Source organism: Paenibacillus sp. 1A_MP2 (assembly GCF_052244825.1).
Lineage (GTDB): Bacteria > Bacillota > Bacilli > Paenibacillales > Paenibacillaceae > Paenibacillus > Paenibacillus vandeheii.
Genome location: NZ_JBQQCS010000001.1, coordinates 3669633 through 3693343 on the forward strand (window position 1 = coordinate 3669633; position 23711 = coordinate 3693343).

16 protein-coding genes and 6 pseudogenes are annotated in these 23711 nt (G+C 45.3%); 16 read left to right on the top strand and 6 right to left on the bottom strand.

The annotated features are described in order from the left end of the window. Positions 1-3 precede the first annotated feature (3 nt). A pseudogene (locus tag ACTWJ7_RS18020) lies at positions 4-642 on the top strand (SDR family oxidoreductase); the annotation flags it as partial. Between the two features lie 159 nt (positions 643-801). Here the strand turns inward: ACTWJ7_RS18020 and ACTWJ7_RS18025 are convergent. Next, a pseudogene (locus ACTWJ7_RS18025) lies at positions 802-1391 on the bottom strand (TetR/AcrR family transcriptional regulator). 190 nt (positions 1392-1581) lie between these two features. Here ACTWJ7_RS18025 and ACTWJ7_RS18030 point away from each other — a divergent pair. Further along, positions 1582-2243: pseudogene (locus tag ACTWJ7_RS18030) on the top strand (nitroreductase family protein). Between the two features lie 366 nt (positions 2244-2609). On the opposite strand, the gene ACTWJ7_RS18035 reads toward ACTWJ7_RS18030, so the two are convergent. The 3 genes from ACTWJ7_RS18035 to ACTWJ7_RS18045 form a co-directional block, all read right to left on the bottom strand. After that, complete coding sequence (locus ACTWJ7_RS18035) at positions 2610-3095, bottom strand: hypothetical protein (protein ID WP_079348979.1); 486 nt, start codon at positions 3093-3095, stop codon at positions 2610-2612. 341 nt (positions 3096-3436) lie between these two features. Next, positions 3437-3967, bottom strand: a complete 531-nt coding sequence (locus tag ACTWJ7_RS18040; RefSeq protein WP_443145715.1) for a MerR family transcriptional regulator — start codon at positions 3965-3967, stop codon at positions 3437-3439. A 21-nt stretch (positions 3968-3988) separates the two neighbouring features. Continuing rightward, complete coding sequence (locus ACTWJ7_RS18045) at positions 3989-4600, bottom strand: CPBP family intramembrane glutamic endopeptidase (protein WP_301877051.1); 612 nt, start codon at positions 4598-4600, stop codon at positions 3989-3991. Between the two features lie 221 nt (positions 4601-4821). Here ACTWJ7_RS18045 and ACTWJ7_RS18050 point away from each other — a divergent pair, with 221 nt between their 5' ends. Next, complete coding sequence (locus ACTWJ7_RS18050) at positions 4822-5361, top strand: cysteine hydrolase family protein (RefSeq protein WP_301877050.1); 540 nt, start codon at positions 4822-4824, stop codon at positions 5359-5361. A 328-nt stretch (positions 5362-5689) separates the two neighbouring features. Beyond that, positions 5690-6622, top strand: coding sequence for an alpha/beta hydrolase family protein (locus tag ACTWJ7_RS18055; protein WP_301877049.1), 933 nt, complete (start codon positions 5690-5692; stop codon positions 6620-6622). Between the two features lie 111 nt (positions 6623-6733). Here the strand turns inward: ACTWJ7_RS18055 and ACTWJ7_RS18060 are convergent, their stop codons facing one another. Then, positions 6734-7348, bottom strand: a complete 615-nt coding sequence (locus tag ACTWJ7_RS18060; protein ID WP_285075511.1) for a TetR/AcrR family transcriptional regulator — start codon at positions 7346-7348, stop codon at positions 6734-6736. 535 nt (positions 7349-7883) lie between these two features. Between ACTWJ7_RS18060 and ACTWJ7_RS18065 the strand changes: the two genes are divergently transcribed. From ACTWJ7_RS18065 to ACTWJ7_RS18100, 8 genes and pseudogenes are all read left to right on the top strand, one after another. Then, a complete protein-coding gene (locus tag ACTWJ7_RS18065; RefSeq protein ID WP_301878374.1) occupies positions 7884-8933 on the top strand; it encodes an amidohydrolase/deacetylase family metallohydrolase in 1050 nt (349 codons plus the stop codon). Beyond that, a pseudogene (locus ACTWJ7_RS18070) lies at positions 8911-10005 on the top strand (DgaE family pyridoxal phosphate-dependent ammonia lyase); the annotation flags it as partial. The gene ACTWJ7_RS18065 and the pseudogene ACTWJ7_RS18070, both read left to right, overlap by 23 nt. A 9-nt stretch (positions 10006-10014) precedes the next feature. Continuing rightward, positions 10015-10770, top strand: coding sequence for a 2-dehydro-3-deoxy-phosphogluconate aldolase (gene dagF, locus ACTWJ7_RS18075; protein WP_301877045.1), 756 nt, complete (start codon positions 10015-10017; stop codon positions 10768-10770). Continuing rightward, the gene (locus ACTWJ7_RS18080) at positions 10763-11776 is read left to right on the top strand and encodes a sugar kinase (protein WP_301877044.1); all 1014 of its coding nucleotides are present in this window, start codon (positions 10763-10765) and stop codon (positions 11774-11776) included. The genes dagF and ACTWJ7_RS18080 overlap by 8 nt, the downstream gene beginning before the upstream one ends. Positions 11777-11786: 10 nt before the next feature. Further along, positions 11787-12509: a GntR family transcriptional regulator gene (locus ACTWJ7_RS18085; RefSeq protein ID WP_301877043.1), complete on the top strand. Its 723-nt coding sequence runs from the start codon at positions 11787-11789 to the stop codon at positions 12507-12509. Between the two features lie 332 nt (positions 12510-12841). Then, positions 12842-15141, top strand: a pseudogene (locus tag ACTWJ7_RS18090) (copper amine oxidase N-terminal domain-containing protein). Positions 15142-15385: 244 nt separating this feature from the next. Next, on the top strand, positions 15386-17674 hold the full coding sequence (locus ACTWJ7_RS18095) for a preprotein translocase subunit SecA (protein WP_301877041.1): 2289 nt from the start codon (positions 15386-15388) through the stop codon (positions 17672-17674). 17 nt (positions 17675-17691) lie between these two features. Then, a pseudogene (locus ACTWJ7_RS18100) lies at positions 17692-18445 on the top strand (class I SAM-dependent methyltransferase). Between the two features lie 104 nt (positions 18446-18549). On the opposite strand, the gene ACTWJ7_RS18105 reads toward ACTWJ7_RS18100, so the two are convergent. Then, entirely contained in the window at positions 18550-18963 is a 414-nt protein-coding gene (locus tag ACTWJ7_RS18105) for a MerR family transcriptional regulator (RefSeq protein ID WP_301246794.1), read from the bottom strand. A 97-nt stretch (positions 18964-19060) separates the two neighbouring features. Between ACTWJ7_RS18105 and ACTWJ7_RS18110 the strand changes: the two genes are divergently transcribed. From ACTWJ7_RS18110 to ACTWJ7_RS18125, 4 genes are all read left to right on the top strand, one after another. Beyond that, positions 19061-19891, top strand: a complete 831-nt coding sequence (locus tag ACTWJ7_RS18110) for an SDR family oxidoreductase (RefSeq protein WP_079345217.1) — start codon at positions 19061-19063, stop codon at positions 19889-19891. A gap of 316 nt (positions 19892-20207) precedes the next feature. Further along, positions 20208-21155 carry an ABC transporter permease gene (locus tag ACTWJ7_RS18115; RefSeq protein ID WP_079345219.1) on the top strand — a complete coding sequence of 316 codons (948 nt, stop codon included), beginning with the start codon at positions 20208-20210 and terminating at the stop codon, positions 21153-21155. Positions 21156-21168: 13 nt separating this feature from the next. Next, positions 21169-22038, top strand: coding sequence for a carbohydrate ABC transporter permease (locus tag ACTWJ7_RS18120; protein WP_285075529.1), 870 nt, complete (start codon positions 21169-21171; stop codon positions 22036-22038). Between the two features lie 133 nt (positions 22039-22171). Then, complete coding sequence (locus ACTWJ7_RS18125; protein WP_443145716.1) at positions 22172-23689, top strand: extracellular solute-binding protein; 1518 nt, start codon at positions 22172-22174, stop codon at positions 23687-23689. Positions 23690-23711 lie beyond the last annotated feature (22 nt).

Genomic DNA, 23711 nt, shown 5'->3' on the forward strand with positions numbered 1-23711 from the left:
TGTCAAGAAATCAAATCGTACGGTGGGCAGGCTATTGGTGTAAAGGGAGATGTCTCCAAAGAAGAGGACGTAAAGGAGCTGGTACAGGCGGCGCATGAACATTTTGGCTCCCTGGATATTATGATCAACAATGCCGGCATTGAGAACGAGGTTCCGTCAGAGGAGCTGAGTTTGAAAGACTGGAAACGGGTCATTGATGTGAATCTAACCGGAGCGTTCCTCGGTTCAAAGGAGGCCGTGAATTACATGCTGGAGCATGATATCAATGGCCGAATCATCAATATTTCCAGTGTACATGAAGTTATCCCATGGCCGCATTTCCTTCATTATGCCGCGAGCAAGGGCGGGGTCAAGATGATGACTGAGACGCTAGCTCTGGAGTTTGCGCCAAAGGGCATTCGTGTGAACAGCATCGCTCCGGGTGCAATTAACACGCCCATTAACGCAGTTAAATTCGCCAATCCCAAACTGCGAACATCGGTTGAGGATCTGGTGCCGCTCGGTTATATCGGAAAGCCGGAAGAAATTGCAGCGGCTGCCGTATGGCTCTCTTCTTCGGAATCCAGCTATGTGACAGGTATTACCCTGTTCGTTGATGGAGGCATGACAAAATATCCTTCCTTTCACGGCGGACGTGGGTAATCGACAGACTCAAATGAAGCATAGCAGACCGAGCAACGTTTGGAATGTTACAAACCAGCCTACTATGTATTTTTAATAGGGGCTTTTTTTTGTTAGTTGCATTAAATGGGTAAGCATTTGAGGAGAAGCAAGTTGTCCCTTAAAAATGTATCCCAGGTGCTACCCGAGGAGTTCTTTGGCTCCGTTCATCATTAAGGGCATTGTCTGTTTAACGAATGCTTCCGCACTTAATTGACACCCTTCATTGTTCCAAACGTAAGCGGCCCCATACATCCCCAACTTAACATGATAGAAGATGTATTTATTAATAAGTACGCGTTTGGACTTGATAGCATCTTGTCTTTATCTATAAAGGATAGGAGAATCGATTGGATTTTTTCCTTTATTTGAATTTCGAATACAGATCCAAGCGATGTATACCTTCTTTTGCACATCGTGCTTAAACCCTCGTGAAAATCGCACACACCCAGAAAAACACTCTGAATGGTTTCTTCATTTAATACTTCGTGACCGGTTAATCTTCGATTTATGATTGTCATGAATGATTCCATTAATTTTGCTTCCAGAATCTCAAATTTATCGACAAAGTGCGCATAAAAAGTCGCTCTGTTAACCGTTGCACGCTCTGCAATATCCCTAACGGTTATCGATTCAAAATCTTTTTCTTGAGTTAATGAAGCAAAAGCGTCCTGAAGGAGTCGCCGTGTACGTTTCACACGAGGATCAGCATCATTTTTTTTAATTGTCATCGTTAAGATCTCCCCTAATAATACGACATTATAGAAGTAGTGTTGTCTATCCAACGGTTTATGTTTATTGATGATTGCGTACCATTCGGTTGGTATTATACCATATAAATACAACAAGTGTTGTTCAAACTACTTATGTTGTATTGAAAGAAAATAAAGAATGCTGCTTTTCAAAAGGGAGGAAAGAAACATGCCGGTTTCACAACCATTTGTAACAATGGGGCACCAACTTTTTTTTGATGTTATTGGAGAACGCCGTTCGGTTCGTAGTTATAATGCCGAAGCCAAGATTTCGCGGGAGGAATTGACCGACATATTGCGACAAGCCACGTTGGCTCCTTCAGCCGCTAATCTGCAGCCATGGCGTTTTCTCGTTATCGATTCGCCGGAGCTGAAGCAGAAGCTGCTTCCAATCGCATTCAATCAACAGCAAGTCGTCGAGGCTTCGGCAGTTATTGCGGTACTCGGAGATTTGGAGTGTTATACATTGGCCGAGAAAATCTATGGAATGGCTGTCGAAGCGGGTTACATGCCTGCAGAAACAGCTAAATCGTTCGTGGAACGCTATACTGGGATGTATTCGAGCATGCCACCCGAGGCTATCCACGAAAAAGTGTATACCGACGGGGGCTAGTATCGATGCAGCTCATGCTTGTCGCCCGTGCTAAAGGCTACGACACGGTATCGATGGGCGGCTACGACAAACCAAAGCTCAAGGAAGCTTTCCACATATCAGAACGCTACATTCCGATTATGTTAATCGCCATTGGCAAGGCGGCGAAGCCCGGTCATCCGACGGTGAGGTTGGCAGTTGATGATGTAGCTTTCTTTAACGAAATGCCTAACGAATAACAAACTGTAAAAGACCCTGGCGCCGCATAAACAACGGCAAACTATGGTCTTTTACAGTTCTAAGTCTACTTATGGAATCATGAGCTTAGAAGTTGCAATACAAAGATATGTCTGGCACGGGCAACATCATATTGCACAAATAAATCAACCGGAACGAGTTTACGACTTTATCGAAAACAAAAGAGTGATGCCACTCAAAATGGCCATATCGATTGCCGATTCCATCGGTTTTTATATGGGAAATACCAAAAGATCTCTTCACTAGTGAAGAGATCTTTTGGTGTACAACAACTTTTTAAGAAAATCACATTACATCATAATAACGGATGAGAGCTTGAATCCACTTGCAAGGCCTGTTTATGGTGTCTAATGTCCACCTGTATTGGAAGCCCAGACAGGATACCAGCCCAAGGCCGGATTTTCATTGTTGTACAGTACCAGATTGCCGTCAGTTTGCATGATCAACACATTACCTCTAAGATTGGCTGGCACATTGTCTGCTCCATACCATGCCTTAGCCCACGCCAAGTTATCCGATGTCCAATAAGGTGTGTTTTGCGGATCTGATATGACCAACTTACCGCTGAAATAATTAATCTGGAGTTTATGTATTCTCGTGTCTTTAGTCTTGGAGTTCCATATCATCGTGCGTGTCTTGACGTCCCAGATTTGCGCATCGCCCCAGTTATCAAATTGAAACGAAAATCTGTTATTGTTTGACACTAACCCTCCACCAGCGACATTATACATTGTGTCATAAATCAGCCGATCTCCACTCGCAGCGGAAGTCACAGGGGAAAATGGAATCAAAAACATGAGTATGGCAAGACAAGATAAAAAGACTTTTTTCATATAACATCCTCTTTTCCCGAATATGTTTTAGTTGCTTGTCAAATATATCATATATTTTTCTTTTATGGATAAAAATTCAATAAGTACAAGGACTCATACTGGATCGGGAAGAAGAAGGGAATTGGTTCAATCCTTTAGAGAAGAATTCGTATTGAATACCTCAAATGCTTCTTTTAAAAAATCCATGGTATGCTTAGGCACTAACGACTCATAGGCTTTTACGTTTTTATACAGTTCTTCGTTATGTACCCCGTTATAGAAAATCAGATTATTTAATGGAGTATTTGCAACTATGTCTTGCAGCTGCTGCTGGAAGCAGGGATAATCTGGTTTAAGATCGTTCACGATAGCTCGATGGACAAGCAATAACAAATTATATAGTTGTCCATCCAAGTACGTTTGCTTAGAGATATCCTCTGGAAACACCTGATCAATAATATCCATAGAGACATACTTTTGAAGCAGCTTTTTTGAGCCTTCTCAACACGCATGGAATTCATAAGGAGCATGAGTATTTCTGAGTTTGATTCTAAGAGTTGATCTTGCTCGGTTAACAATTGTATTCGTTTAATTAAAGCTAAAGAATAATCAATTGCTTCTCTTCTTTGTTGAAGTGATTGTTCTTGAACTCTGATTATTTCTTTGAAAGAATATTTCGGATTTTCAAAACAGACTTTAATTTCGTTCAAAGAAAGACCTAAACTTTGTAATAATTGGATTTCATGAAGCCTTTTAAAATCCTCGTTTACATAGATATAATGGTCATTTTCATTTTTTTGTGTGGGTACTAATATTCCAAGTTGTCGATAATGTCGTAATGTACGAACCGTAGTGTCAGCCAGCTTTGCAAATTTACTCACTGTTAATTTCATATCATTCCTCTTTTCAAAAAATCATTTCTTGTATTTTTTCGCCAAAATAATTCCAATAGAAGTATTATAAATCCCATGGGCAAGCATGGATGGAATTAACGACCCGGTAAAATAAAAAAGTAGTGCAAAAATCAAACCATTTACAAACACACCTGTGAGGATGCCGACGGCTCCTTTATATTGGGGAACATGTATTACCCAAAATAGAAAAGTGCTTATTAAAATAACGAGCCAATCCACTATTAAAGAGTATCCAATAAATAAACCAATGAGCACGCCTCTAAAAAAGAATTCTTCAAAAAAACCACCGCCTATTGCAGATACAGCTATACCACTTGGTCTAATCATTATTTTTTTAACCATATCTGATCCCTCGGTTTGGGGTAGTTCTGTTCTTGTTTTAATGAATGTAACTAGAACAATAGTCGTTATAAACAAACTGGAAATAAGACCAATGAGTATTGCGGATAAAATACTAATCTCATTTGGTATAAATAAGGAAGCTATAAATGGTAACATTTCTCCCCGTTTAACTATCCAAATAAGAACCAATCCAATAAAAAGAAATGTTGTTAGCGTTAGTGATACTCTCAACAGTATTTTGTACGGTTCCTTTGCCTTGGTTTCAGTCATAATATAAAGCTCCTTTTATCACATTTTTTTCATTATAGATTGTGACGTAGCGTCCCAAGCAACATTTGCTTTTTGTTCAGAAAAAAGCTCTTGTCCCAAACGGAGGGCAAGAACTTTCTCTAATATCTGTAAAGTTGGAAAAAATGATGAATATAATTATGGTTACAGGAAATTCTAACCTCTAGAAATTAATGAAGAAGAAGAGGAGAGGAGGGATAATTATGATCCATAAGCCAGCTTTATTGATTATAGATGTGCAAACCGGATCTTTTAAGAACCCTCTCTTTATTCATAACAGTGAAAAATTATTAACCAATATCAAGCAGCTTATTACTTGGGCCCACATAAGTAAGATTCCAGTTATACTTACGCAGCATAATGGGAAATTAGGGACAATTACCTCAAAAACGTCTTCAGGCTGGACTCTTCACCCCGACTTACCCTTGTTAGTTGAAGATGTAAAAATTGAAAAGGACTTTCCGGATTCATTTCAAGGTACCAACCTTGAATCACATTTAAATCATTTAGGCGTTAATCGACTGATTGTCGCGGGAATTCAGACGGAGATATGTGTTGATGCGACATGTAGAAGAGCATTTAGCTTGGGATATGACGTTATTCTAGTAGAAGATGCCCACAGTACCGCGGAGTCTTCCTTATTAAGTGCAGAACAGATCATTTTACACCATAATATTATTCTACAAAACTGGTTTGTTTCTTTAAGCGACACTCAGAAGATCATAATGTCGGTTTCAAGATAAACAAATATCCATCTACGTTTTGGTTGGAGATTTAGCATCATGGTTAGGGAAAGGGCCTCCAATTTTGGGGGCCCTTTATGTTTCAAGGTCTGGGGACAAGAGCATGATTGATTTTAATGGGGCAAGATGAAAGTGACGCTAAATTTACCAATAAGTTTGAAGTGTTAGCGGATCAAAATGGGCAATAATTTAAAATACATTGCAAACGGAACTACGTTCCGTATATAATAGGAACACCGTTCCGCTTAACTCATCTTATCTTTGGTACATGATAGGCGGCGGCAAACACAAATCTTATATCTCTTAAAGAAGGGCAGGAACATTTATTATGGAAATTATGAATAATACATCCTCTCCAATCGTTTCAGTGAAACAGATCGTGCTATCAGCCCCTTGGCGTGGGGAAGATCTGAGAGTGAGAGTATCCGCGCCGACGACTGGTGGAAACTTACCAATCATTGTTTTTTCACATGGCTCTGGCTCGTCATTGGAGGGTTACGGCCCGCTGGTTGATTTCTGGGCTGCACACGGTTTTGTGGTCATACAACCCACCCATCTCGACTCAAGGACCGTGAATCTCCCCAAGGACGACCCCCGCACACCTCGGATCTGGCGTTCCAGAGTTGAAGACATGAAGCTCATCCTCGATCAGCTTGATTTTCTAGAAGCTGCTGTTCCTGGCCTGAGCGGGCGCCTTGACCGAAGCCGCATCGCCGCAGCCGGACACTCCTTCGGCGGCCAAACGGCGGGCAATCTTCTGGGTTTGCGAGTTTTCAACCCGGAGACCAAGCAGGAAGAGGACCTATCCGACTCGCGCATCAAAGCAGGCGTGCTGTTTGCCACCGCTGGGCAAGGTGGAGACAGCCTGACACCGTTTGCAGCCGAGAATATGCCGCATCTGAACGTGAGCTTCGCACACATGACTACACCCAGCCTTGTAATTGTTGGGGACCAGGACTACGTCCCGCAAAAGTATCAGTTGACTGTCCGCGGCCCAGAATGGATGGCCGATCCTTACTTCTTAAGCCCGGGAGCCGAGAGCCTGCTCACCCTCTTCGGTGCAGAACACTCACTTGGTGGAATCCCAGGTTATGAGGTCAGGGAAACAACAGATGAAAATCCAGAACAAGTCGCCTTGATCCAGCGAGTCACGTGGGCTTACCTTCGCCATGCACTCGATATTGATCATGCCAGCTGGTCAGCAATACACAAGACTTTGTCGGAAAGTGCCAGTCCTGTTGGTCGACTTGAATCCAAGTGAAGCTCTAGGAAATGCAAAATGCGCTCCCTTCTCGGCATCAGCCGGTGAGGGAGCGCACTGTCGATATTCTGATGGTCTTGCTGCGTAGATGAACTTGAGCACTTGGAGATGTTAGCGGTTCGCACGATAGCGCAACCCATCTACGAGCAGAGAAATGATATGTTGCACATGTACCGTATCTCCGTTGTCTACCGCCGTGCAGAGGCTCGCAACGGCCCACAGCAATTCGTCTGGTTCGACATCGGCACGTATTTTACCAGCAGTGGTCGCCGTTTCAAGCAAGATTTTAAGAGCTGGACTTAGTTCCTCTACAAAACAGACAGGCAAAGTCTCGTATGCCGGATCCTTTGAATGTAGGGCCGCCGCGAGTCCGCGTTTGGTCGCTATGAAGTCCAAATAGCGCAGCATCCACTGCTCTAATGCTTCAACTGGTTCATATTTAGCAGCTAAATCTTCAGCAGCATCTGCGCAAGCATCAATCTCCTGTCGGAAGACAGCCTCTATGAGATCCGAACGTTGTGGAAAATGGCGATATACCGTGCCGACGCCAACGCCAGCCTTCTCCGCAATCTCCCGAATTGGAGCGTCTACTCCTGAAGTTGCGAATACAGTCATCGCGGCCTGGAGCAAAGCATGAATGTTGCGCTTTGCGTCGGCTCGTACGGATCGAACCGTGCAGTCGTAAGACTCTGATTGATCACTACGGTCTTCCGTTTTGTCGTTCATTAAGTAGCATCCTCCATAAGTTAATCCCCAATTTATAATAATAGAAATCCTCTATTACTGTATATCCGGATAATTGTACTATTAACACTAAAATAAATATACATCTATTAGATCATCACAATGGAAAATCGAAATAAAAATACGGAAACCTATTGTTTTTTGACTATTGTCTTACGTTTTTGGTCTAGGAATCATCTGGAGATTTACATAGAATTACAACTCATGCTGCCCTTGAAATCACTCAAAATCGAATCCATGACCCCGGTAAGATTGGATTCTTTCATTTATATACATCTTGGGATTATAAATCACTGTTCTCTTCTAGATTACACCGTGCTAATATAAACATTATAACATTATAATCTTTAAAGTGGAGCAGCTCACCAAGTTTATTATTCAATTTAGGGGTGTTCTGCTTCCAAGACACTTATCATTTTTTTTGAATTTTTTCTGTATACAGGGGTTAAAGAAGGAGATGGGATGAGTGGGCACAGAGAATGTGCTGCGCAATTTGCAGCTTGTGGATGGGCGAATAATGGATATAGCCATTCAGGATGGGATTATCACCGCCATTACACCGGCAGCCCAGGCGGAAGGAGAGAGTGGGCTAGACTGTACGGGGCTATATGTGTCCAGCGGATGGATTGATCTGCATGTGCACGCCGTACCGGAGCTCGATCCCTATGGCGATGATATCGACGAAATTGGAGTAAAGCAGGGAGTAACGACGCTGGTGGATGCCGGAAGCTGTGGTGCAGACCGAATAGGAGTTTTGTATACCGCGAGTCTGAAGGCTGATACCCGAGTGTTTGCTTTACTAAATATTTCAAGAATCGGGCTTGAACGGACAGATGAATTGTCTCAGCTGGAATGGATTGACCGGGAGAAGGTTCTGGAAGCGGCAGCAACCTATCCTGAATTCATCGTCGGTCTGAAAGCCCGCATCAGCCAGAGTGTTGTCAAAGACAGCGGTATACAGCCGCTCAAGCTGGCACGCACAATGTCGGAAGAAACGAAGCTTCCGCTCATGGTGCATATTGGCTCCGCTCCGCCCGCGATATCCGAGGTGCTGGAGCTGCTGCAACCGGGTGATGTAATCACCCATTACCTTAACGGCAAGTCCAACAATCTGTTCCACGCGGACGGCACACCCCTGCAAGGGTTGCTGGATGCAGCTGCCCGAGGAGTTCATTTGGATGTGGGGCATGGCACGGCGAGCTTCTCCTTCCAGATTGCAGAACAGGCCAAGGCGGCAGGCATTGCGCTGAATACCATCAGCACGGATATCTATCGGGGCAACCGTCTGAACGGACCGGTGTACAATATGTCAAATGTGCTGACGAAATTTTTGATTCTCGGCTATAGCCTGGAAGAGGTCATCCAAGCTGTCACAAGCAGCGCAGCGGGGTGGCTCGGCAAGCCGGAGCTTGGACAGATAAGGGTGGGACAGCAAGCCAACCTGACTTTGTTTGCACTGGAAGCAGGCGAGAAGCAGCTTAAGGACTCGGAAGGCGATGTTCGGGTAGCGCAGTACTATATTGAGGCTAAAGGAGTCTTTACGAATGGGTCATTCATTACAGGCTAGATATGGATTGAAACGGGTTATTAATGCCAGTGGAAGAATGAGCATCCTTGGCGTTTCCGCACCAACAGATTCGGTTATGGAGGCGATGAAGCAGGGCGGACAGCAGTACGTGGAAATTGCGGATCTTGTGGACAAATCCGGAGAATATATTGCACGACTGCTTGGCTCGGAAGGGGCGGTTGTCGTGAACTCAGCATCCAGCGGCATTGCGCTGTCGGTGGCAGCCTTTGTGACTTCCGGAGATCCGCGACTCAGCCTTCGCCTGCATCAGGAGCCGATATTGAAAAATGAGATTATTATGCTGAAGGGCCATAACGTGCAGTATGGAGCTCCGGTCGAAACCATGGTATTCCTTGGCGGAGGCAGAGTGGTGGAAGTTGGATATGCCAATGAAGGCCGCAAGGAGCATATTGAACAGGCGATTGGTGAACGCACCGCAGCCATTCTTTATGTCAAATCCCACCACGCCGTCCAGAAGAACATGATTTCTGTAGAGGAGGCGTGGGAAGTTGCAGTGCGCAGAGGGGTGCCACTGATCGTCGATGCGGCTGCGGAAGAGGATCTGCGCAAATATGTTAAGTATTCGGATCTGGCGATTTACAGTGGATCAAAAGCTATTGAAGGCCCTACCTCAGGCATTGTCGCTGGCAAAATGAAATATGTCGAGTGGTTAAAGGTACATCTGCACGGGATCGGTCGCAGCATGAAGGTGGGTAAAGAGACTACCTTCGGGCTGCTTCAGGCTTTGGATGAATACCAGGACAAAGCCGACAACAGCGAACGGGAGAGGCAGGCGCTGGAGGCACTTCAGCCGCTTGAGGGGCTTCCTGGAGTTTCCATCCGCATCGTGCAGGATGAAGCGGGCAGAGCGATTTTTCGTGGGCGCATCCAGATTGATTCCTCTGTTGCAGGAGTGGATGCGAGGCATGTCAATGATCGGCTGCGTGAAGGCGTAATTGCCGTATACACCAGGGATTATGGGGTTAAGCAGGGGTATTTCGATATTGATCCAAGGTCGCTTCAAGGTGATGATCTTCAGGTCATCGTCAGCAGAATACATGAAATCGTGGGGGAAACAAGAATGAGTAATATTCTGCAGCGTCTATATAAGAACAGAGCCGCACTTAATGTACTGGCGGGCAGTATCGAGAACGCGAAGGAAGTGTACGAGGCTGCGGAAGGATATGTTTTGGTAGGTGTGCTTTCCAAAAATTATGCTACGGCGGAGGAAGCGGCAGCCGCGATGACTCTATACGGTCAGACGATCGAGGACGCTGTATCCATCGGACTGGGTGCCGGAGATAACCGACAGGCGGCAGTTGTGGCGGAGATTGCCGGAAGTTACCCGGGAAGCCATATTAATCAGGTATTTCCAGCAGTGGGGGCGACCCGCGCCAATCTGGGAGCTAAGGACAGCTGGATTAACAGCTTGGTTTCTCCATGCGGGCAACCCGGCTATGTGAATATATCGACCGGCCCTGTCAGTGCAGGCACCACTCCGTATGCTATTGTTCCGGTTCAAGCCGCCATTGCGTTGGTTCGTGACATGGGCGGCAATGCGCTGAAATATTATCCCATGGAGGGGTTGAAATTGGAGGAGGAGTACCGTGCGGTTGCCAAGGCCTGCGGGGAAGCCGGGTTTGCTCTGGAGCCTACGGGCGGAATCGACCTAGATAACTTCGGACCGATTTTGGAGATTGCACTTCAGGCTGGGGTGCCCCAGGTTATCCCGCATGTGTATTCATCTATTATTGATCGGCAGACGGGAAGCACGAACGTCCAGGATGTCGTCAGACTGCTTGAAACGATGAAATCGCTGGTGGACCGGTATGCATAGGATTGCGGCTTTCGGTGAAGTAATGATGCGGCTGCAGGTCCCGGGCCATGAAACCCTGGTCCAGAGCAACAGGCTGGAATATTCTTTTTCCGGCAGCGGGGTTAATGTAACGGCAGCACTGGCTGGGTACGGCCATAACGGTGCGCTTATTACCACCTTGCCGGAAACACCGGTAGGCGAAGCGGCAATTGCTTACTTGCGTAAACTTGGGGTGGATACCTCACTAATTAGCCGGGGAGGCAAGCAGCTGGGCATGTACTTTCTGGAGAATGGCTTTGGAGCACGACCCGGCAGAGTCACTTACACAGATCGACTGGGCAGCAGCTTCAATACCGCGGAGGAAGGCAATTACGATATGGTTGCTCTTGCCTCCCGGATCGACGTTCTTCATTTATGCGGGATTACGCTGGCTATGAATGATGGTGTGCGTAAACAAATGAAAAGGCTTGCTGCGGAAGTGAAGAGTACCGGGGGCAAAGTTGTTTTTGACTGCAATTACCGTCCTGCGTTATGGGGAGCAGATGGCTATGCCAAGGCCCGCCCGCATTATGAGGAACTGCTGGAGCTGACGGACCTGGTGCTGATGAATGAGAAGGACGGACAGTTTATCCTTGGCTTTGGAACTGGAGAATATGATAGAATGACACAGTTGAAGCAGGCGATTCCCGAAGTGGTTGAGCGCTTCGGAATCGGAACGGCAGCGGGAACCCACCGTGAGATTAACGCTGACCATACGCATTCCCTGACAGGATATATCTATCATCAAGGTACGTTTCTGTTTTCTCGCAAGCTGACTTTCCCGGTGTATGACCGAATCGGTGCCGGTGATGCCTTTGCCAGCGCCATCATTCATGGGGAATTGCAGCAATATCCGCAGCAGCAGACAGTTAATATGGCAGCGGCAGCAGCGATGCTGGCTCATACCACTCAAGGTGATACAGCGCTTTTTACCGAGATCGAGGTGCTCCGAGCGCTGTCGGACCATACCTTAGATGTTGAAAGGTAGTGAACAACGAGTGTCTTTGAAACGCAAGCAAGGCCCTTTATATCAGCAAATCCAGAAAATTCTCAAAGACCGGATTTTGCATGGCGTATATCCTTTAGGGAGCATCATCCCCTCCGAACCGCAGCTGGAGAAGGAATTTGGTGTCAGTAAAATGACAGTCCGCGGCGCGGTTCAGGAGCTTTCCCAGGAAGGTTATGTGCAGAAGAAAAGCGGTATCGGAACGATTGTCATGCGCAATACCTCCCATCAGAAGCTCTCTAAGGGCAAACGGTTTACAGAGCTGCTCGTAGAAGAGGGACACAAGCTGGAAAAGAAACAGCTGAAATCCCGGTTAATTTCGAATGATGCCGGTACGGAGGAATATGACCGCTACGGCCCGTATTGTCAGCGAATTGAACGGCTCTATATTTTGAATGGACAGCCTTATATTCATCTGATACACTTCTTGGCTGCAGCTGCATTGCCCGGTGGAGGTACGGCAGAAATGGTCACAAACATCCAGTCGCTGTATGACTCACTGGAGGAGAACGACATTGCGCTGGAAAACTTCAAAGACCGTTTCTTTGTAGAGAAGGCAACTCCTGAGGTGTGTCATTTGCTGGAGATCCCACCAGGGACACATGTGCTCAAACGCCTGCGTAACTCTTTCGACGGGGAAGGCAGACTCATTGAGCATAGTATCGGCTGCTATAACACAGAGCTTCATCACTATCTGGTCAATTACGACACTTGAAGTCGGTTAAGCAGTAGCTGGATGGTTCGATAAGCAGCCTTGTGTCTTAGGGACATCTTGTGAGCAGGGCTTTGCAAACGGCTTATTCAACGGATCGAGTACCAGACGAAAGGTGTTAATACAAAACCCACCGTGGGCATTTAGCTTTAAACGGTGGGTTTTGTTTTTTTATCATTGATTATGAAGTGATAAGCATCTCCATTGAAAAATAGATGCTCTAAATCCACTATTTACAAATTTGCTAGAAACTTTTTCCTGAAACTAGCGTCTAATACTATGACTTTTTATGTGGGTAAACATTACTTGGGAGCAGAAGGAGCCAAAGACAAAGCATGAATCTGAAGAAGAAATTGTCCATTCTTACCGCTTTAGCTGTTTTTCAAGCATTTGCAGTCGGTTCTGTGAGTGCGCAATCAACACCGCAAGATGACACAGCGTCAGTAAATACAGCCACAACAGAATCGGTTGAGGTGCTAAAGCAAGAGCAACCAATTGCAGAGCAAGAAGTGAAAACGGGTAGCAGTAACGCATCCAGCAGTACTCTGTCCACTAAAGTAAAAGAAACAACAACTTCAACAGGCACGGAGGCAACACCTAAAACAGATGTGGACAAATCCGCCATTGGCGGGGAGGAAACAACTACAAACGAAACCAAAACGGGATCTACGATCCAGGAAGGAACCACTGAGGGTGTTGATACGCAAATTCCTCCTGCTCAAATAGAGCAGCCATCCATCGGGGGGATTCTACCGTAGCATCAGGCGGGAATCTGACGTTGTACATGAATAGCAATAAAATGGAGCAGGATGGCAAAACGTATCTTGCTGGCCAGCCGATGACTGTCAAAAACGGTGTATCCTATGTTGCGATCCGCGCACTCGTGGACCGTGTGGGATACGGGGTCAAATACGATAACAAAACCAAGGAAACCATCATCATCAGTGGTGCTAATGAGCTCCGATTCAAAACTAACAGCACGGTCTATACCGTAAATGGAGAGTCCAGAACGATGAAAGGCCCTGCTTATCAGCAAAAAAATACGTTCATGGTGCCGTTAACTTCCATTACTCAAGCTCTGAACATCACCTATAAAGTGAATCAGTCCGCTAAAACGGTTGTGCTGAATCTAAATACTAAACCCGCTGCAAGCTTTTTGGTTTCACAAAAGGAAATTTTTGCGGGCGATAAGGTGGACTATATAACTTCTTACGTTTCTCCAAATGGACTGAAGATCGTTGACGAACGCTGGACAAGTCGTCAGGAATCGTTTGATCAAGCGGGTACATATACGATTTCATATCAAGTTCAGGATTCAAGCGGCCAATGGAGCGATCCCTATTCGATTACGATTCAAGTTCTGAGTCCTAATCTTCCTCCTGTAGCCATGTTCACAACCGACAAGGAACAATATAAAATGGGCGAAAAAATAACGTATATTGACCAGAGTACAGATGATGAAAACAGCATTAAAAAAACGGTTTGGGAGAACAATTCGCTGGCCTTCTTTGAACCTGGTCCCAAAACAGTGACACTCACCGTTACTGACAATCACGGTGCGACGAACACGTACTCCAAAGTTATAACTATAACCAATGAGACATTATATTCTTTTTCCGATTTCAATTTACTGTTCACGCCGGTAGGACAGAAATTTACCTTTAACGGTGGCGAAGTGACTTCTATGGAAAAAGTACCTTATACGTACACGGATGAGCCAAGTCTGCTGATCCGCAGCAACAGTCCGGAAACGGTGAATACGGAAGGCATCGTATACAAAGAATCGTCTTTAGGTCAGACCCGTTTCATGATTCACCATGTGAACAATACAGGTAAAAGGGTAAAAATGTATGTTATAGCAACAAACAACAACCCATATGCGGCAGTATTTGAACAACAAAATATGGGGTTTGCAGGACCTACTCCTTATGCTACTGTAGCTGGGAAATTGTCTATTGATAAATGGTTTAAGTCGATCCAGACCGGAGCCGATAAAAAGAAAGAGGTTATTCAACCTGGAGAAAGTAAACTGATTTTGACCGAACTCAATAAAACTCCAATAAAAGAAGGACAAGTGATTTCACTCTATTCGGATGCTTATAGTGATTATTCCCTCGACTATAACGTTATCCTGGTCGAAGAAAATAAAGATCCGTTCGAGGCTTTACCTATGCTACCTGTTCTTGATCGTGACGGTGTACACAACCGTGGAACATACCCTAATGCCACTCGTATCATAACGTATGATCAACAAGTGGGAGCCAAACCAGCTCGCCTGCCGCTTGGTGATAACGCAAGTGATCCCAATCTGGTTGGAACAGATCCAATGGCTTATACAGATGCGTCCAATGCGGGTAATTTCGGCGTATTATACAAAATCACGTTGAACAATGTCGCTCCGCGTACACTAATCTCATTTAACCCTCGTGGAGGGAAGTACTCAGGGGTAGCTCTAGTGAACAATCAGGTTGTATCCATTGCTGATGGTAACGTTGCTGTTAGCAATTCAAGTGAGCAAAGCGTTCTTTACCGCACAGGGGCATATGGAGAGAGCGTAACGATTCTTTTCTCTGCCGCGCCAGGAAGCAACCTGCCGGTCAATCTGCTCTTTACACCGCTCCCATCGGAGAAGTAATGCAGTTGTCTCTCATAAGCTAGAGCGGGAATGAATGATTTGGCTGACGTGTTAACATCCAAAGAAGAGACTCCGTAAGGAGTCTTTTCTTGTCACTGGGCAATATGAAGACATACGGAATAGATGTCGCTTAAAAAGCCATATGAGATGCTTCCCACAGTGTTTTAGGTCAACTTGGCGAATACGAGCTTATGATTTAAGTCATTTCTTACTCTTATTTCTACTGAGGAGGAATCAAATTCCGATGAATGTAGTCGTCAAGTTGATACGTGAATTCAAAGACCGCGATACCCGGCGTTTGTTGAAAGACTATCGAGACAAAGTGGAACTTATCAGGAAACGGAATTTGGAAGATTGGGACGATCAGCGGCTGCAAGCGGAATCCCTTCGGCTGCAAGAAGAAGCAAGATCAGGCACGCCTCTGGATGAGCTGCTTGTTGATGCTTATGCGTTAGTGTGCGAGGCTGCGAAGAGAAAACTCGGATTACAGCCTTACGATGTTCAAATCATGGCTGCTATCGCTTTGCACGAGAGATATTTGATCGAACAGCATACCGGTGAAGGAAAAACACTCTCTGCTGTTATGCCTGCTTATCTAAACGCGTTGACTGGTGAAGGCGTTCATGTGCTCACTTTTAACGATTATTTGGCAAATCGAGATGCGGCGTGGATGGGCCCGATCTACCGCTTCCTCGGGTTAACCGTAAGTTCAGTTCAAGCGGGCATGAGCCTGTTCGAGAAACGGGAAGCATACGCCAAGGATATAACCTATGTTACGGCAAAAGAAGCAGGGTTCGATTATTTGCGCGACACAATCGCATTAAATGAAGCTGATACTGTACACCGCCCTTTTCACTATGTCGTCGTCGACGAAGCGGATTCACTTCTTCTTGATGAAGCGCGGGTGCCGCTGGTCATTAGTGGCGATTCGAGTTCTTCCGAGAGTGACGGCGTTCTTTTCGCAGAAGTGGCCCGGCAGCTCCAGCCAGGAGAGCATTACGATTTTGACGAGTTCCAGCGGAACGTATACTTGAATGATGCGGGAGCTGCGAAAGCGGAGTTGCTGCTGGGATGCGGCAATTTGTACGATAGCCATAATAGTCATTTGTTAACGTCATTGAATTGTGCGCTGTATGTGGAATCGTTATTAAAAAAAGACGTCGATTACATCGTCCGGGACGGTGAAATTGAGCTAATCGAAGAACATACCGGCCGTGTGGCCGAGAACAGGTATTTGCCGGACGGGCTGCAAGCTGCGCTTGTGGCGAAAGAAGGGTTGCAGTGGAAGGCAGGTGGTAGAATTCTCGGTACGATCACCATTCAACACTTCATTAGCCTGTATTCAGGGATTTGCGGAATGACGGCCACGGCGCAAGCTTCAGCAATGGAATTCGAAGATATCTATGCGCTGCAGGTCGTGCAAATTCCGCCGAATCAGCCAAACATACGGATCGACCACAAGCACCGAATTTACACCCATAAAGAAGCCAAATATAAGGCGCTTGTACAAGAAATCTCTTCCGTCCATAGGGTGGGACGCCCCATTCTTATTGGTACGTCAAGCGTCGAGGAGTCTGACATGCTGGCGGAGGCACTTGCGGTTGCCGGCGTACCTTGCCAGGTTCTGAATGCAAAAAATGATGCGAAAGAAGCCGAAATCATCGCTAAAGCGGGAGAAATAGGCGCCGTAACGGTATCTACAAATATGGCAGGGCGCGGCGTCGACATTCGTCTCGGCGGCGGTAATCCCGCTCAGGCAGAAGTGGTTGCCAAACTGGGCGGATTATACGTGATAGGTACACATGTGAACGAAAGCATGCGGATAGATAACCAGCTGCGCGGGCGTTCTGGCCGCCAAGGTGACCCGGGAGCTTCCGTATTTTATTTAAGCCTGGAAGACGAGTTGATGCTTCGATTCGGCATTCATAGACTGTTTCGCGCTCCCAGGCAGGACGAGGTTCTTGATGATCCGGCGCTCCGCAGCAAAATCGAGCATATTCAGCGCGTTATCATGGGTCAAAACTTCGATATTCAGCGGGAATTGAACGGTTATTCGGATATGGTGGAGGACCAGAGGCGAATCCTATACGAGGAGCGGCTCGGAATATTGAAAGGCGAGAGATCGATGAGCCCATCGGAGCAGCGGGTACGGCTTTTTTATATCGATGAGTTCTGGGCTGACCATCTGGCATACGTTTCTTACATTCGCGAAAGCATCCATCTCGAGAGCATTACCAATCGCAACCCGATCGACGAGTTTCATACGCAAATCACCCAAGCATTCGAACAAATTCCGGCTAAAATAGATCATGAGTCGGCGAATATGCTTAGAAAACTTGGAGGTTCGAATGATCCGGCCAAATGGGAAGAGTTCGGTCTGAAGAGTCCTATTTCGACTCGGACTTATATGATCAACGATCAATACAGCCAAGAAAAGCGCAGCTCATGGACCGGAACGACGGTATTTGCTTTTTGGGGACGCGAGATTTTGAGGTTGGTACTGTGGCCGGTACATAGGCTGTCAAAATATTGATTGGAGCGTGACGATCGATGAACAGTAGAGAACGGTTTACGAGCCGGGTCGATTCGTATTTAAAATACCGCCCGAGCTATCCAAAAGAGGCTATTGACCATTTGTACGACGTCGTCGGTTTACGTGCGAACAGTAACATAGCAGACATTGGTTCAGGTACTGGGAGCATCTCAAAACTACTTTTGGAACGCGGAAGCGATGTAATCGCGGTCGAGCCAAATCAGGCAATGCGGGAAGCCGCCGAGCAAACGTTAAAAAGCAGTCCGAAATTTCAGAGTATGGCAGGTTCTGCAGAATCTACTGGATTACCTGATCAATCGGTTGAGTTTATTGTCTGCGCTCAGGCATTCCACTGGTTTGATCGCTCAGCAGCACAAACCGAGTTCCGCAAATTCTACAGCCAGGTGGGAGAGTAATACTCATCTGGAATTCACGTCTTACACACGGTACTCCATTTCGTGAAGAGTACAATCAACTGCTTCATACATACGGAACCGACTACGAAAAAGTTAATCATAAAAATATTTCTCAGACGATGCTGCTCTCTTTTTCAAGGAAGGTTCAATGCATGAAGCTCGATTCAGAATGAGTCAAAAGTTCGATTTCGAGGGTTTGAAGGGCCGGTTGCTATCATCTTCCTACAGCCCTGTACCCGGGCATGCAAATTATGATCCAATGATGACAGAACTGCGGAATTTATTTGATAGGAATAATCAAAATGGTACTGTTGAATTTGATTATGAAACTGAGATTTTTTGGGGAGAAGTATAATTCCTCAAATTATGTTCCTCAAATTATACCCAGCTATATCCTCAAGCTATAGCTGGGTACGTTTGTGGAATTTATGTCCATAGAGCTTGTTCACAATTATACAGCTAGATGTTGATTTTAAGACGTAATTCGGCCATCATAGCCTCAGCTTGTGGTGGATCTTCATTCAACAGCTTCCTGTATGTCAGCATCCAATTCAGCGTTACAAGCATATGATCGTATTCGTCCTTCTTGCGTTCAATCTCATTGATCTTCTGAAGAATCCATTCGATTACTTCTTGGTTGGTGCGTGCGTTCGTATCATGATCCTGCAAAATTGTCTTCAGCTCAGCTAACGAACAGCCGATGCCTTGAAATTTCTTAATCAGCTTTAACCGATCAATGGCTTCGTCTGAGTAGTTGCGGTAATTATTCTTCTCGCGCTGAATATGTCTGCTATCAAGCAAGCCTTCCTTCTCATAAAATCGAATGGTGTGAGGGGTTAAACCCATCAAATCTGCTAATTCTTGAATTTTCATATAAAATCATACCTCCAAACGCTTGCCTTAGAGTTCACTTCATAGTTTAGACTGAAGTCATATCTTCGTCAAATGCTTAAGGAGGCGTTCAAATATTATGCGTATATTCGTTACTGGTGCAGCAGGTTATATTGGTACAGCCGTTGTCAGCGAACTCATCGGTGCGGGCCATCAGGTAGTTGGCCTGACCCGTTCGGAGAGTGGTGCTCACGTATTAGAAAGCTTGGGAGCCGAGGTGGCTCGCGGTGTTTTAGAGGATCTGGATTTACTGCGCAGCTGTGCAGCCACTTCAGACGGCGTTATTCATCTCGCATTTAACCACGATTTTTCTAATTTCGCCGGATCACTGGCAACTGATCTTCGCGCCATCGAAGCAATGGGAGAGGGGCTCGCGGGCTCCGGTAAACCACTTGTTATCACAGCACATGCGAATGGCAAAGCATCGGAGGATGCAGCGCTTGCGTTTATAGAACAAGACGTGAGAGCATCGATCGTCTCGCTTGCACCTTCCGTTCATGGAGAAGGAGATAAAGGCTTCGTGCCGGAATTAATCCGGATCGCTCAGGAAAGAGGTTCTTCGGCTTACATTGGAGACGGCTCTAACCGTTGGCCAGCGATTCATCGCTTGGATGCGGCAGTTTTGTTCCGCCTCGCTGTAGAATCTGCGCCTGCAGGCGCACGACTGGATGGCGTGCACGATGAAGGCATTGCGTTCAGCGACATTGCCACGGTCATTGGTCGTCATGTGGATGTGCCGGTAGTCAGCATCCCGCCTGAAGAAGCGCAAGCCATCTTCGGTTTTCTAGGTATGATCGCGTCGCTTGACTTAGCAAGATCAAGTGAAGGGACGAAGGAGCTGCTCGGCTGGAAGCCAGTCCAGCAAGGACTTCTCGCAGATCTGGAACAAGGACATTATTTCACAAAATAGCTTAACCGGAATGAAACAAACGTCTTGCTGTCGATGTTATATTTAACAAAAAAATCATCGTTGCCTAAGTACTAAACCAGGCAACGATGATTTTTTTGTTTTTTTTAAAATTTTTATCAACCTGAATCTTAACTATCCAAGAAGGTTAGTTTTTGCGGTACAAGTCCAAGATAGGCTATTTATCAACTGTTCGGCACTGACCACAATAGGGGACGGTAAACTTACTTAATATCTTGTAAGAAATTCTTGAAATTTCAGAAATTTATCCGATAGGGGGGTGCTAATATACAAATACAAACAAAGACGAGGTGATGATATGCAAGCGAAATTGGCAGCGGACGCCATTCCCCTCTCCAAAAAGCGGAAGTCATGGATAAGGACGATCCAAAAATATAAAGTGATGTATGCTCTCTTATTACCGGCCTTAATTTACTTTGCCGTATTCAAATACATTCCTATGGCGGGAATATTGATTGCTTTTAAAAACTACAACCTGGCTTTGGGAGTATGGGATAGCCCGTGGGTGGGATTCAAAAATTTTACGGATTTTATGAACGGCGTTTATTTCTGGGACATCATGAAAAATACGATTGTTATATCGCTCTATAAGTTATTGTTCGGTTTCTCCGCTCCCATCTTACTTGCTTTACTGCTCAATGAAGTTCATACCCAATGGTTTAAGAAAATCGTACAAACCATTACTTATTTACCCCACTTTCTATCTTGGGTCATTGTATATGGATTGATGGTAGCATTATTAGCTCCAGGCGATGGCCTTTTTAATATGATTTTGAAAGAAAGTGGTTTTCAGCCCATCTCATTTCTAACGGAGCCTGCTTGGGGAAGACTGCTGGTCATCGCATCTGAAATATGGAAGGACATAGGATGGGGAGCGATACTGTACCTCGCCGCATTAGCAGGCATTGATCCAAGCTTATATGAAGCAGCTCGAATGGATGGCGCTTCCAAATGGAGACAACTCTGGCATATCACTTTACCAGGGATTCGAGGAGTCATTATTCTGATGCTGATCCTTAAATTAAGCCATATTCTAGATGCTGGCTTTGACCAAATATTCATGTTTGCCAACACCTTTAATCAGGAGAAGATCGACATTATCGACACATGGGTATACCGTGAAGGGTTGGAGCGTCTTAAGATTGGCTTGGCTACTGCCGTAGGATTGTTCAAAGCTGTCATTGGATTTGGTTTAGTTTTGGCAGCAAATAAGCTCGCCAAAAAATTCGATGGGCAAATTTGGTGAGGTGGTTTTTAAAATGATCAATTTGACAATCGGGGAAAAAGTCTGGCAATCCGTCGTTTATGTTATTCTAATTTTTTTATCACTACTTTGCTTACTACCCTTTCTGTATGTGATTGCTGTCTCAGTGACGCCAGAATCGGAAGTGTTAAGAAGAGGGATCGTTATTATACCAGAATCTTTTACCTTTCTGGCCTATAAAGAAGTATTCATCTCTCATGGGATCTGGCAGGCGTATAAAATTACGTTGTTTCGAACGATTGTAGGCACAATGCTTAATGTGCTTTTTACGGTCTTAGCAGCTTATCCGTTATCCAAAAAATATTTGCCGGGACGCAGTCCGTTTTTACTATTCATTGTGTTTACCATGATGTTTAGTGGGGGGTTAATTCCGACTTATCTGCTAATTCGCTCTCTGGGGCTGCTAAACAGTCCGTGGGTATTGATTATTCCAAATCTGATTAGTGCATTCAATCTGGTGATCATTAAAGGCTTTTTCGAGCAATTGCCTGGCGAAATCGAGGAATCAGCGAGGGTTGACGGTGCCAGTGAACTTCAATCGTTATGGCGGATCATTTTACCACTGTCTTTGCCGGTCATTTCCACCATTTCTTTATTTTACGCAGTGGGACATTGGAACAGTTATTTTGATGCCATTGTTTATATCAATGATTCCAACTTCATGCCGCTTCAAGTCGTCTTGCGCAACATCCTGCTTAACGTCGCAACACAAAGCGCTGAGTCGCTCGCCAATTCCGGAGCTGTAAGTACGTTTGCTGTGCAGATGGCTACAGTTGTTGTGACTACGATTCCGATTTTGATCGTTTACCCATTTTTACAAAAGCATTTTACCAAAGGTGTGCTCTTGGGATCCGTTAAGGGTTAAAAGGTGTTCCAACCTAACTTATTACGGTGAAACCGTGATAATATACAAGCAAAGGAGAGGTCAATATGCAGCGTAAAAAGATTTCATTTGCTATTCTGTCGGCAATCTTAGGACTGGGAACGCTATTGTCAGGATGTGGGGAAATGAAGAAGTTACATCGACAACTTCGAGTAATTCGCAAGGGCAGTCTGGCCAGTTTGCAACCAAAATGAAAATCTCAATGTTTAACCAAGGCACTTTCAACGCTGCCGCTCCGGTACCTCCACGTGATGAAGATGTTCAACGCCAAATGTTGGAAAAAGAGATGAACATCGACTTGGATATGATGATTCCTCAAGCTGGGCAAGCAACAACCAAACTGAATACGCTCATTGCAGGCGGAGATATTCCAGATTTGATCTTCTTGAAGAGTCGGGCTGATCTTGCGCAATATTACGACCAAGGCGTTCTTGTGGATTTGACACCGTATCTGGATCAATTCCCTGAATTGCAGAAACGGTTTGGCAACGACTCTTGGGAGGCAATGTCCTATCAAGGAAAAACGATCGGAGTTCCAGGCTATGATAATGTTAACGGTATCAGCCGAAGCTTTTTCATTCGCAATGATTGGCTGAAAAAGCTGAATATGGAAGTGCCGACGACACCGGATGAGCTGTTCGAAGTTATGAAAGCCTTTACAGAGAAAGACCCGGACGGTAATGGCAAAAACGATACGTACGGATTCATCGGCGGTATGAACAAAGAAGGCAATCTGCAAACCTACGGCTTCGATAGCTTGATGTGGATGTTTGGCGTCAATCCTCCTTCGGCCATTGAAATAAAAGATAATGAACCGATATTCCTGTTTATCGATCCCAAAATGAAAGAGGCGCTTGCTTACATTAACAAAATGATGGCAGCCAAAGTGGTAGACCCAGACTGGGTGACGATGAATTCGCCTGATCTTTTGGACCAAAAGATGTTTAAAGGTAAAGTTGGCTTCATGATCAGAGATGCCCGCAGGCTGGAGCCGGATTATCAGCAGAAAATGAAAGAAATTAGTGGCGAGGTGCCGGAATGGATCGTCATTCCTCCGATGAAAGGTCCTTATGGTGATCAAATTGTAGAGAGAAAATCATTCCAAGGCAATTCATGGGCCATTTCCGCGAAAGCGGATAAGGACAAAATCATTCGAATCTTGTCCATGCTGAATTATCTCTTTACAGACGAAGAAGCTTATCCGAATTTTGCATACGGAATTAAAGGTATTCATTGGGATGTAGTGGACGGCAAGATCAAAAATAAAACCTCCGAGTTATCGAAGGAAATGAAAGAGAAGTACCTGTGGGTCGATCATTACAGAATGCCACGCCGTGGTGATGATGCGGAGTACTTCAGCTTCCAGAATCCGAAGACAGCGGAAGCGTTCAAGGACAATCAGCAATATGTAGGGCCAACGTTGCCCGGAAATTTATTGACCCCAGACCCCAGCGATACCTTGGATGCTGACCGCACACGTTTCATTAATGAAAGTTTAGTTAAATTTATGACGGGCAAAGAGCCTCTTTCCAACTGGGACAATTTCCTCCAAACGTTGGATACCAAGTTTGACATGCAGAAATATAAGGAAACAGCAATCAAACAATTTAAAGAAGCCGGCCTTATCAAGTAAAATAAATAAACGAAGAGAGTGG

Bases quoted from the DNA above. Each gene is read 5' to 3' on its own strand.
- dagF (WP_301877045.1), top strand. From the start codon at position 10,015: ATGAGTAATATTCTGCAGCGTCTATATAAGAACAGAGCCGCACTTAAT.
- ACTWJ7_RS18035 (WP_079348979.1), bottom strand. From the start codon at position 3,095: ATGAAAAAAGTCTTTTTATCTTGTCTTGCCATACTCATGTTTTTGATT.
- ACTWJ7_RS18050 (WP_301877050.1), top strand. From the start codon at position 4,822: ATGATCCATAAGCCAGCTTTATTGATTATAGATGTGCAAACCGGATCT.
- ACTWJ7_RS18115 (WP_079345219.1), top strand. From the start codon at position 20,208: ATGCAAGCGAAATTGGCAGCGGACGCCATTCCCCTCTCCAAAAAGCGG.
- ACTWJ7_RS18095 (WP_301877041.1), top strand. From the start codon at position 15,386: ATGAATGTAGTCGTCAAGTTGATACGTGAATTCAAAGACCGCGATACC.
- ACTWJ7_RS18055 (WP_301877049.1), top strand. From the start codon at position 5,690: ATGGAAATTATGAATAATACATCCTCTCCAATCGTTTCAGTGAAACAG.
- ACTWJ7_RS18125 (WP_443145716.1), top strand. From the start codon at position 22,172: ATGTGGGGAAATGAAGAAGTTACATCGACAACTTCGAGTAATTCGCAA.
- ACTWJ7_RS18110 (WP_079345217.1), top strand. From the start codon at position 19,061: ATGCGTATATTCGTTACTGGTGCAGCAGGTTATATTGGTACAGCCGTT.
- ACTWJ7_RS18045 (WP_301877051.1), bottom strand. From the start codon at position 4,600: ATGACTGAAACCAAGGCAAAGGAACCGTACAAAATACTGTTGAGAGTA.
- ACTWJ7_RS18120 (WP_285075529.1), top strand. From the start codon at position 21,169: ATGATCAATTTGACAATCGGGGAAAAAGTCTGGCAATCCGTCGTTTAT.
- ACTWJ7_RS18040 (WP_443145715.1), bottom strand. From the start codon at position 3,967: ATGAAATTAACAGTGAGTAAATTTGCAAAGCTGGCTGACACTACGGTT.
- ACTWJ7_RS18065 (WP_301878374.1), top strand. From the start codon at position 7,884: ATGGATATAGCCATTCAGGATGGGATTATCACCGCCATTACACCGGCA.
- ACTWJ7_RS18060 (WP_285075511.1), bottom strand. From the start codon at position 7,348: ATGAACGACAAAACGGAAGACCGTAGTGATCAATCAGAGTCTTACGAC.
- ACTWJ7_RS18105 (WP_301246794.1), bottom strand. From the start codon at position 18,963: ATGAAAATTCAAGAATTAGCAGATTTGATGGGTTTAACCCCTCACACC.
- ACTWJ7_RS18080 (WP_301877044.1), top strand. From the start codon at position 10,763: ATGCATAGGATTGCGGCTTTCGGTGAAGTAATGATGCGGCTGCAGGTC.